Source organism: Streptomyces sp. NPDC031265 (assembly GCF_055570295.1).
Genome location: NZ_JBVIHM010000038.1, coordinates 1 through 7480 on the forward strand (window position 1 = coordinate 1; position 7480 = coordinate 7480).

Here is a 7480-nt window from a genome sequence, read left to right on the forward strand (position 1 = left end):
GCTTCCTTCGTTTCCGACTCTATCAGACTCTTTCGCGTCCGATTCCCAGTCAGCGGGATTCGCTTTCCAGGTTTTCGCTTTCGCGTTTCCCTTTCGGCGTGGTCACTACTTTAGCCGATTTCCCGGGCGGCTCATAATCGAGCCACTGAATCCGAATTTCGGCATGCCGAAACAAGGACCCGGTGGGGTCAGTCGTAGGTAGTGGGTGGCCGCTTCGGGTTACTGCTGAACAGCAGGACCCGTCTCAAGCGGCTCGGGCTACGTTAGGCGTCGGGCCGGGCCGAGTCAAGTTGCGCGGCGGCGTGGCTGATGTGCCCGGTACGGGCTGACTGTCGGGTCGTCAGAGATCCAGAACCGCCAGGGATGTGGGGCTCCGTCGCCGCCCACGCCGGTGCGCGGTCCACTGCGTACCAGGTCGGCCGGTGGCGGGGTCCCCGTAAGTACGGAGAGTGGGGCATCCGTGCCGGTGCAGACGTCCGTGCCGTCGAGGGCCCGGTCGACGTCCAGGGCCGTGGCCAGCCGGGCCGGTCCTTTGGCCAGTTCCTTGTCGTTTCGGGCCGAGATTCGACGTTTACGCGCGAGCTCCGCGCCTACTTGGATCTCGCCCGCCCGCAGCAGGACCCCGCTCGCCGCGCCCTCCGGCCCGCACACCACGTTCAGGCAGTGCCACATCCCGTACGTGAAGTAGACGTACGCGTGGCCGGCCGGCCCGAACATCACGCTGTTGCGCGCCGTGCGTCCGCGGAAGGCGTGCGACCCGGGGTCGTTCGCGCCGTCGTACGCCTCCACCTCCGTGAGCCGCAGCTCGACCGGGCCGTCGGCGGTGCGGCGCACGAGGGTGCGGCCGAGGAGGTCGGGTGCGACCTCCAGGACGGGGCGGTCGAAGAAACCGCGTGGGAGTGGCGTACGTTCGGGGGCCGCGATCATGGCGTCCGAGCGTACTGGGTGGGGAGACGGAACCGGAGGCCGCGGTTTTGCGTTCAGAGGGGGCAGGATCTATGGAGGGAACAGCATGGGGTTCAAGCGTCTGCTTGCGAGTCTGGGTGCCGGTGGCGCTTCGGTGGAGACGGAGCTGACCGAGGCGAACGTGGTGCCGGGCGGTGTCGTCCAGGGCGAGGTGCGGATCCAGGGCGGATCCGTGGACCAGATGATCGAGGGGCTCTCGGTCGGTCTCCAGGCGCGGGTCGAGGTCGAGGGCGGTGACCACGAGAGCAAGCAGGACATCGAGTTCACCAAGCTGCGCCTCGGCGGCGCGTTCGAGGTGAAGGCGGGCGCGGTGCACGTGGTGCCGTTCGGCCTGGAGATTCCGTGGGAGACGCCGGTCACGACGGTCGACGGTCAGCCGCTGCGCGGGATGCACATCGGTGTGACGACGGAGCTGGAGATCGCGCGCGCCCTGGACTCGGGCGACCTGGACCCGATCAACGTGCACCCGCTGCCGGCGCAGCAGGCGATCCTCAACGCCTTCATCCAGCTGGGCTTCCGCTTCAAGAGCGCGGACATGGAGCGCGGGCACATCCGCGGCACCCGCCAGCGGCTGCCGTTCTACCAGGAGATCGAGTTCCACGCGCCGTCGGAGTACCGGGGCCTCAACCAGGTGGAGCTGACCTTCGTCGCGGACGACCGCGCGATGGACGTGGTCCTGGAGATGGACAAGAAGCCGGGTCTGTTCAGCGAGGGCAGCGACTCGTACCGCTCGTTCCAGGTGGGTCTGCACGACTACCAGGCGACGGACTGGTCGGCCTATCTGCACCAGTGGCTGGCGGAGGTCGGCGGCCGGCGCAACTGGTTCTAGGCTCGCCCTCGTCACTGGATCCCGGTGTCACCGGGATCCAGTGCCTATGGTCAGCGATACCGATGGTTACCGATCAGGAGGTGCCCGCGTGAGCGAGCTCAAGAGGCCGCCGCTCCCCCATGACTTCCACCCCGAGGTGCCCTCGTTCACCGTGGTGAGCGAGGACGTCCAGGAGGGTGCGCCACTGCAGGACGCCCAGGTGTACGCGGCCGGGAACACGTCTCCCCACCTTCGGTGGGAGGGGTTCCCGGCGGAGACCGAGAGCTTCGCGGTGACGTGCTTCGACCCGGACGCCCCGACGGGCAGCGGGTTCTGGCACTGGGTGGTGTTCGACATTCCGGCGTCGGTGACCGAGCTGCCGGTAGGCGCGGGCAGCGGGAAGTTCGAGGGTCTGCCGGCCGGGGCGGTCCAGGTCCGCAACGACTACGGGTCGGGGGAATTCGGCGGGGCGGCTCCGCCGGCCGGTGAGTCGCACCGCTATGTCTTCACCGTCTACGCGGTGGATTCCGCGAAGCTGGGACCGGACGCGGACGTGTCGCCCGCCGTCGTCGGATTCAATCTGCGGTTCCACACTCTGGCACGCGCCCAGCTGATCGGTACGTACACGGGTCCCTCGAACAGCTGACTCCGGCTAGCTGATCGTTCCTTCATTGTTTGCCCTGCTCTGGTCTTGGAGAGATCAGAGCAGGGCATTTTTAATGCGTTGTCCGTCGTGGCGAGCCCGGCCAAAGTTGATCCAAGCCCGCCAGGGGGTGGGCCGGCACTACGCGGAGGTGGGCAGGATGCGGGACACGCTGGTACTGAATGCGAGCTTTGAGCCGCTGTCGACGGTCACTCTCAACCGTGCGGTCGTGCTGGTCCTCCAGGACAAGGCCGTCGTCGAGCAGGAGCATCCCGAGCTCAGGATGCGTGCGGCCGCCGTGGAGATACCGGTGCCGCGGGTGATCAGACTCTGCCGTTACGTACGGGTGCCGTTCCGAAGACAGGCTCCGTGGTCGAGAAGGGGGGTGCTGGTCCGGGACCAGCACCGGTGCGCGTACTGCGGAAGGCGCGCGACGACCGTGGACCACGTGGTGCCGCGGGCCCAGGGCGGGCGGGACAGCTGGCTCAATACGGTGGCGTCCTGCGCCGAGGACAACCACCGCAAGGCCGACCGGACCCCGGACGAGGCGGGGATGCCGTTGCTGCGTGAGCCGTTTGTGCCGTCGCCTGCGGATGCGATGCTGCTCGCTATGGCGGCAGGCGATCGGTCGGCACTGCCGGAGTGGTTGGCTCACGGGGCTGCGTAAGCGTTCCGCCGCTTGTGCGGTTCGTTTGGCTGCGGGCCGTCTCCGGCCGGTCGCGCAGTTCCCCGCGCCCCTGAAGACAAGGCATCACGGAGCCCGCCTACCCGTCGGAGGCGGGCTCCGTACCTTTTAGCGCAGCACCAGCTGCACGATCGCCACCACGCCCACCGCGATGATCACCCCTCGCAGCACCGCCGGCTTCAGGCGGCGGCCGACCTTGGCGCCGATCTGGCCGCCTATGGTCGAGCCGACCGCGATGAGCAGGACAGCCGTCCAGTCGAAGTCGGCGACGAAGAGAAAGAAGACGGCGGCGATCCCGTTGACCAGGGCCGCGAGGATGTTCTTGACGGCGTTGACGCGCTGCAGGCTCTCGGTGAGCAGCAGGCCCATCAGGGAGAGGTAGAGCACGCCCTGGGCCGCGCCGAAGTAGCCCCCGTAGATGCTGGCGAAGAAGAGGCCGACGAGCAGGACGGGGCCGCCGTCGGGGCGGGCCTGGGTGCCCGTGGCCTCGCGGCGGCGCTTGACGGCGGCGGCGATGCGCGGCTGGAAGAGGACGAGCAGCAGCGCGAGGCCGACCAGTACGGGGACGATCGCGTCGAACGCGTCGGACGGCAGGGCGAGCAGCAGGATGGCGCCGACGAGCCCGCCGATCAGCGCGGTGGACGCGAGGCGCAGGATGCGGCGGGTCTGGCCGCGCAGTTCGCGGCGGTAGCCGATGGCTCCGCTGATGGAGCCGGAGACCAGGCCGAGGGTGTTGGACACGTTCGCCGTGATCGGCGGGACACCGGTGGCCAGCAGCACGGGAAAGGTGATCAGGGTGCCTGAGCCGACGATCGTGTTGATGGTGCCGGCGCCGATGCCGGCCGCGAAGACCGCGAGTGCTTCCCAGATGGACAAGGCCATCTCCTTACACAATCAGTGAGACGCCTCCCCGCCATGGAGGTCGAGGGGCCGCACTGATCATGCACGGACGTTGTACTACGCAGTCAACTGGTCTCAGTCTACGGGCGGTTCCTCGCGGCGCTCGGATCCCGTGTTGAAGCCGGGCATCCCGCTGCCGAGGTTGCCGAAGGCGCCGGACAGGCCCTTGAGCGCGTCGCCGATCTCGCTGGGCACGATCCAGAGCTTGTTGGCGTCGCCCTCGGCGATCTTCGGGAGCATCTGGAGGTACTGGTACGAGAGGAGCTTCTGATCCGGGTCGCCCGCGTGGATGGACTCGAAGACGGTACGGATCGCCTGGGCCTCGCCCTCGGCGCGCAGTGCGGCCGCCTTGGCCTCACCTTCGGCGCGCAGGATCGCGGACTGCTTCTCGCCCTCGGCGCGCAGGATCTCGGACTGCCGGACACCTTCGGCCTGGAGGATCGCGGCGCGCTTGTCACGGTCGGCGCGCATCTGCTTCTCCATCGAGTCCTGGATGGAGGTCGGCGGCTCGATGGCCTTCAGCTCGACGCGGTTGACGCGGATGCCCCACTTGCCGGTGGCCTCGTCGAGGACGCCGCGCAGGGCCGCGTTGATCTCCTCGCGGGAGGTGAGGGTCCGCTCCAGGTCCATGCCGCCGATGATGTTGCGGAGCGTGGTGACGGTGAGCTGTTCGATCGCCTGGATGTAGCTGGCGACTTCGTACGTGGCGGCGCGGGCGTCGGTCACCTGGTAGTAGATGACTGTGTCGATGTTGACGACCAGGTTGTCCTGGGTGATCACCGGCTGTGGCGGGAACGGCACGACCTGCTCGCGGAGGTCGATGCGGTTGCGGATCGAGTCGATGAACGGGACGACGATGTTCAGGCCCGCGTTCAGCGTCCTCGTATAGCGGCCGAAGCGCTCCACGATGGCCGCGCTGGCCTGCGGGATCACCTGGATGGTCTTGATCAGGGCGATGAAGACCAGCACCACCAGAATGATCAGGACGATGATGATCGCTGACATCGCGTTCCCCGTGCCTTTCTTGCCTCTAGGAAGTGGCCGGCAGCCGTGCGGCTCCCGGCCCGGATGATCCTGGCATGGTTCACATGACGATGGCAGTCGCTCCGTCGATCTCGACCACATCGACCTGCTGGCCGGGTTCGAACGACTGGCCGCCGTCGAGGGTGCGGGCCGACCACACCTCGCCCGCCAGCTTGATCCTGCCGCCGCTGCCGTCGACCCTCTCCAGGACGACGGCCTGACGGCCCTTCAGCGCGTCGATGCCGGTGGCGAGGCGGGGCCGCTCGGCGCTGTGCCGGGCCGCGATGGGCCGGACGACGGCGATGAGGGCGACCGAGACCACCACGAAGACGAGGACCTGCGCGACGGTGCCCAGTCCCAGGCCCGCGGCCACGGCCGCGGCGACCGCGCCGACGGCCAGCATGCCGAATTCCGGCATGGCGGTCAGCACCAGAGGAATTCCGAGACCCGCCGCCGCGATCAGCCACCCAACCCATGCGTCCACGAGGTCATGGTAGGTCCGGGCACCCCGTCACGGACAGTGCGCCCGGGGAGCGCCCGGCGTCAGCCGAGGGGCAGACCGGTCGCGGAGTAGCGGTCACCGCGGTGTTCGACGACCAGCGGGAGCCCGAAGCAGAGGGAGAGGTTGCGGGAGGTGAGCTCGGTCTCCATGGGGCCCGCGGCGAGCACCTTGCCCTGGCGGATCATGAGGACGTGGGTGAAGCCGGGGGCGATCTCCTCGACGTGGTGCGTGACCATGACCATCGAGGGGGCGTACGGGTCGCGGGCGAGGCGGCCGAGGCGGCGGACCAGGTCCTCGCGGCCGCCCAGGTCGAGACCGGCGGCCGGCTCGTCGAGGAGCAGCAGCTCGGGGTCGGTCATCATCGCGCGGGCGATCAGGGTGCGCTTGCGCTCGCCTTCGGAGAGGGTGCCGAACTTCCGGTCGACGTAGTCGGTCATGCCGAGCCGGTCGAGGAAGGCGCGGGCGCGCTCCTCGTCGACGGCGTCGTACTGCTCCTGCCAGGTGGCGGTCATGCCGTACGCGGCGGTGAGCACCGTCTGGAGCACGGTCTGGCGCTTGGGCAGCTTGTCGGCCATGGCGACGCCGGCCATGCCGATGCGCGGGCGCAGCTCGAACACGTCGACCTTGCCGAGCCGGTCGCCGAGGATCTTCGCCGTACCGGTGGTCGGGAAGAGGTAGCTGGAGGCGATGTTGAGGAGGGTGGTCTTGCCGGCGCCGTTGGGGCCGAGGATCACCCAGCGCTCGCCCTCCTTGACCGACCAGGAGACGTCGTCCACCAGAGCGCGTCCGTCGCGGACCACGGATACGTCCACCAGCTCCAGTACATCGCTCATGAGCGCGTTGTCTCCCCATGCAATCGTCTTGAGGTCCGGGCTGTTCCTGTGGGCAGGGTCCCGGGGAATCTCCCAGGGAAAACCTACGCCACTGAGGGAGTGGACCTGCCGTGAGGGCCAGTACCTAGGCTGGGTCCATGTTCTCGGAACCACGTTCAGGTCGGCTGGCCGCATGGGGAAATGCCCTGTTGGCCGGGAAAGTTTCACCGGATGACGCCGCGTCGGCGATCGTCGGGGACGACACGGTGCACCGGGTGGCGGGGTTGCCGGGTGAGGCGGCGCCGGTGGGGCTCACGCTGGCGCTGGGGCGGCTGCGGGGGCTCGGGGTGACCGGCTTCCGGGTCGCGCTGCCCGCGCCGGGGCATCCGCTGGGGCTCAGCGGGCCGCCGGAGTTCAACGCGCGGGCGCTGGACGCGGAGGAGGCCGTCGTCGGCTTCGGGGCGCCGCACGGGCTGGTGCCGGAGGTCAGCGAGGTGGGGCCCGCGGGTGATGTGCGGGTGGAGGTCGTCTGGCAGTGCCTGGCGGTACGGGAGGCGCCGCCGGCCGATGTGCCCTCGCTCGGGGAGGCGGAGCGCGAGCTCGCGGAGGCACTGCGGGAGGCGACGGTCGTTCTGACCCGGCTCGACATCGCCGGGTCGGGGCCGGCGGCGGAGGCGGCGATCGACGCGTACCGGGCGCGGGCGGAGGGGCCGGACGACACGGTCCTGGCTCCCGGCTATCCGCCGCGGGCGGTACGGGTGTTGGAGCTGGCCCGGCGGGTCGCGCTGCTGGTCGAGGTGGCGCGGGGGGCGGAGCACATCGGCGGGGCGGTGAGCGCGTCGGAGCTTGCGGCTCGGGCGGAGGCGTTGCGGCCGGTGGAGCGGGTGGCTCGGCGGGCTCGGGTGGCGGCGTACAACTCGTATGTGGAGGGTCCCCCACCCCGCCCGTTCCCCTGAACCCTCCGGGGGTGGGTGGGGGTGGAGGCTCGTTTCGGGGGGGGGGGGGGGGGCGGGGGGAGGGGGGGGGGGGGGGGGGGGGGGGGGGGGGGGGGGGGGGGGGGTGTGGGGGGGGGGGGGGGGGGGGGGGGGGGGGGGGGGGGGGGGGGGGGGGGGGGGGGGGGGGGGGGGGGGGGGGGGGGGTT

At 69.9% G+C, this 7480-nt stretch carries 9 protein-coding genes; 4 read left to right on the plus strand and 5 right to left on the minus strand.

The genetic code is table 11. The features are described 5' to 3' along the window. Window positions 1–285: 285 nt before the first annotated feature. Entirely contained in the window at window positions 286–927 is a 642-nt protein-coding gene (locus ACZ499_RS35825) for a DNA-3-methyladenine glycosylase (RefSeq protein WP_468404882.1), read from the minus strand. 85 nt (window positions 928–1012) lie between these two features. Here ACZ499_RS35825 and ACZ499_RS35830 point away from each other — a divergent pair, with 85 nt between their 5' ends. The 3 genes from ACZ499_RS35830 (at window position 1013) to ACZ499_RS35840 (ending at window position 3084) form a co-directional block, all read left to right on the plus strand. Next, window positions 1013–1795 (plus strand): sporulation protein, encoded by a 783-nt coding sequence (locus ACZ499_RS35830; RefSeq protein ID WP_468404883.1) that lies wholly within the window; start codon window positions 1013–1015, stop codon window positions 1793–1795. Between the two features lie 88 nt (window positions 1796–1883). After that, a complete protein-coding gene (locus ACZ499_RS35835; protein ID WP_468680842.1) occupies window positions 1884–2420 on the plus strand; it encodes a YbhB/YbcL family Raf kinase inhibitor-like protein in 537 nt (178 codons plus the stop codon). A gap of 157 nt (window positions 2421–2577) precedes the next feature. Then, window positions 2578–3084 carry an HNH endonuclease gene (locus ACZ499_RS35840; protein WP_468680844.1) on the plus strand — a complete coding sequence of 169 codons (507 nt, stop codon included), beginning with the start codon at window positions 2578–2580 and terminating at the stop codon, window positions 3082–3084. Between the two features lie 126 nt (window positions 3085–3210). On the opposite strand, the gene ACZ499_RS35845 is transcribed toward ACZ499_RS35840, so the two are convergent. The 4 genes from ACZ499_RS35845 to ACZ499_RS35860 form a co-directional block, all read right to left on the minus strand. Then, window positions 3211–3984: a sulfite exporter TauE/SafE family protein gene (locus ACZ499_RS35845; RefSeq protein WP_468680845.1), complete on the minus strand. Its 774-nt coding sequence runs from the start codon at window positions 3982–3984 to the stop codon at window positions 3211–3213. A 93-nt stretch (window positions 3985–4077) separates the two neighbouring features. After that, window positions 4078–5007, minus strand: a complete 930-nt coding sequence (locus ACZ499_RS35850) for an SPFH domain-containing protein (protein WP_190093590.1) — start codon at window positions 5005–5007, stop codon at window positions 4078–4080. Between the two features lie 79 nt (window positions 5008–5086). After that, a complete protein-coding gene (locus ACZ499_RS35855) occupies window positions 5087–5509 on the minus strand; it encodes an NfeD family protein (protein WP_369380167.1) in 423 nt (140 codons plus the stop codon). A 59-nt stretch (window positions 5510–5568) separates the two neighbouring features. Then, the gene (locus ACZ499_RS35860; protein ID WP_266991689.1) at window positions 5569–6360 is read right to left on the minus strand and encodes an ABC transporter ATP-binding protein; all 792 of its coding nucleotides are present in this window, start codon (window positions 6358–6360) and stop codon (window positions 5569–5571) included. Window positions 6361–6497: 137 nt separating this feature from the next. Here ACZ499_RS35860 and ACZ499_RS35865 point away from each other — a divergent pair, with 137 nt between their 5' ends. Then, window positions 6498–7295: a hypothetical protein gene (locus ACZ499_RS35865; RefSeq protein WP_468680848.1), complete on the plus strand. Its 798-nt coding sequence runs from the start codon at window positions 6498–6500 to the stop codon at window positions 7293–7295. Window positions 7296–7480: the final 185 nt, after the last annotated feature.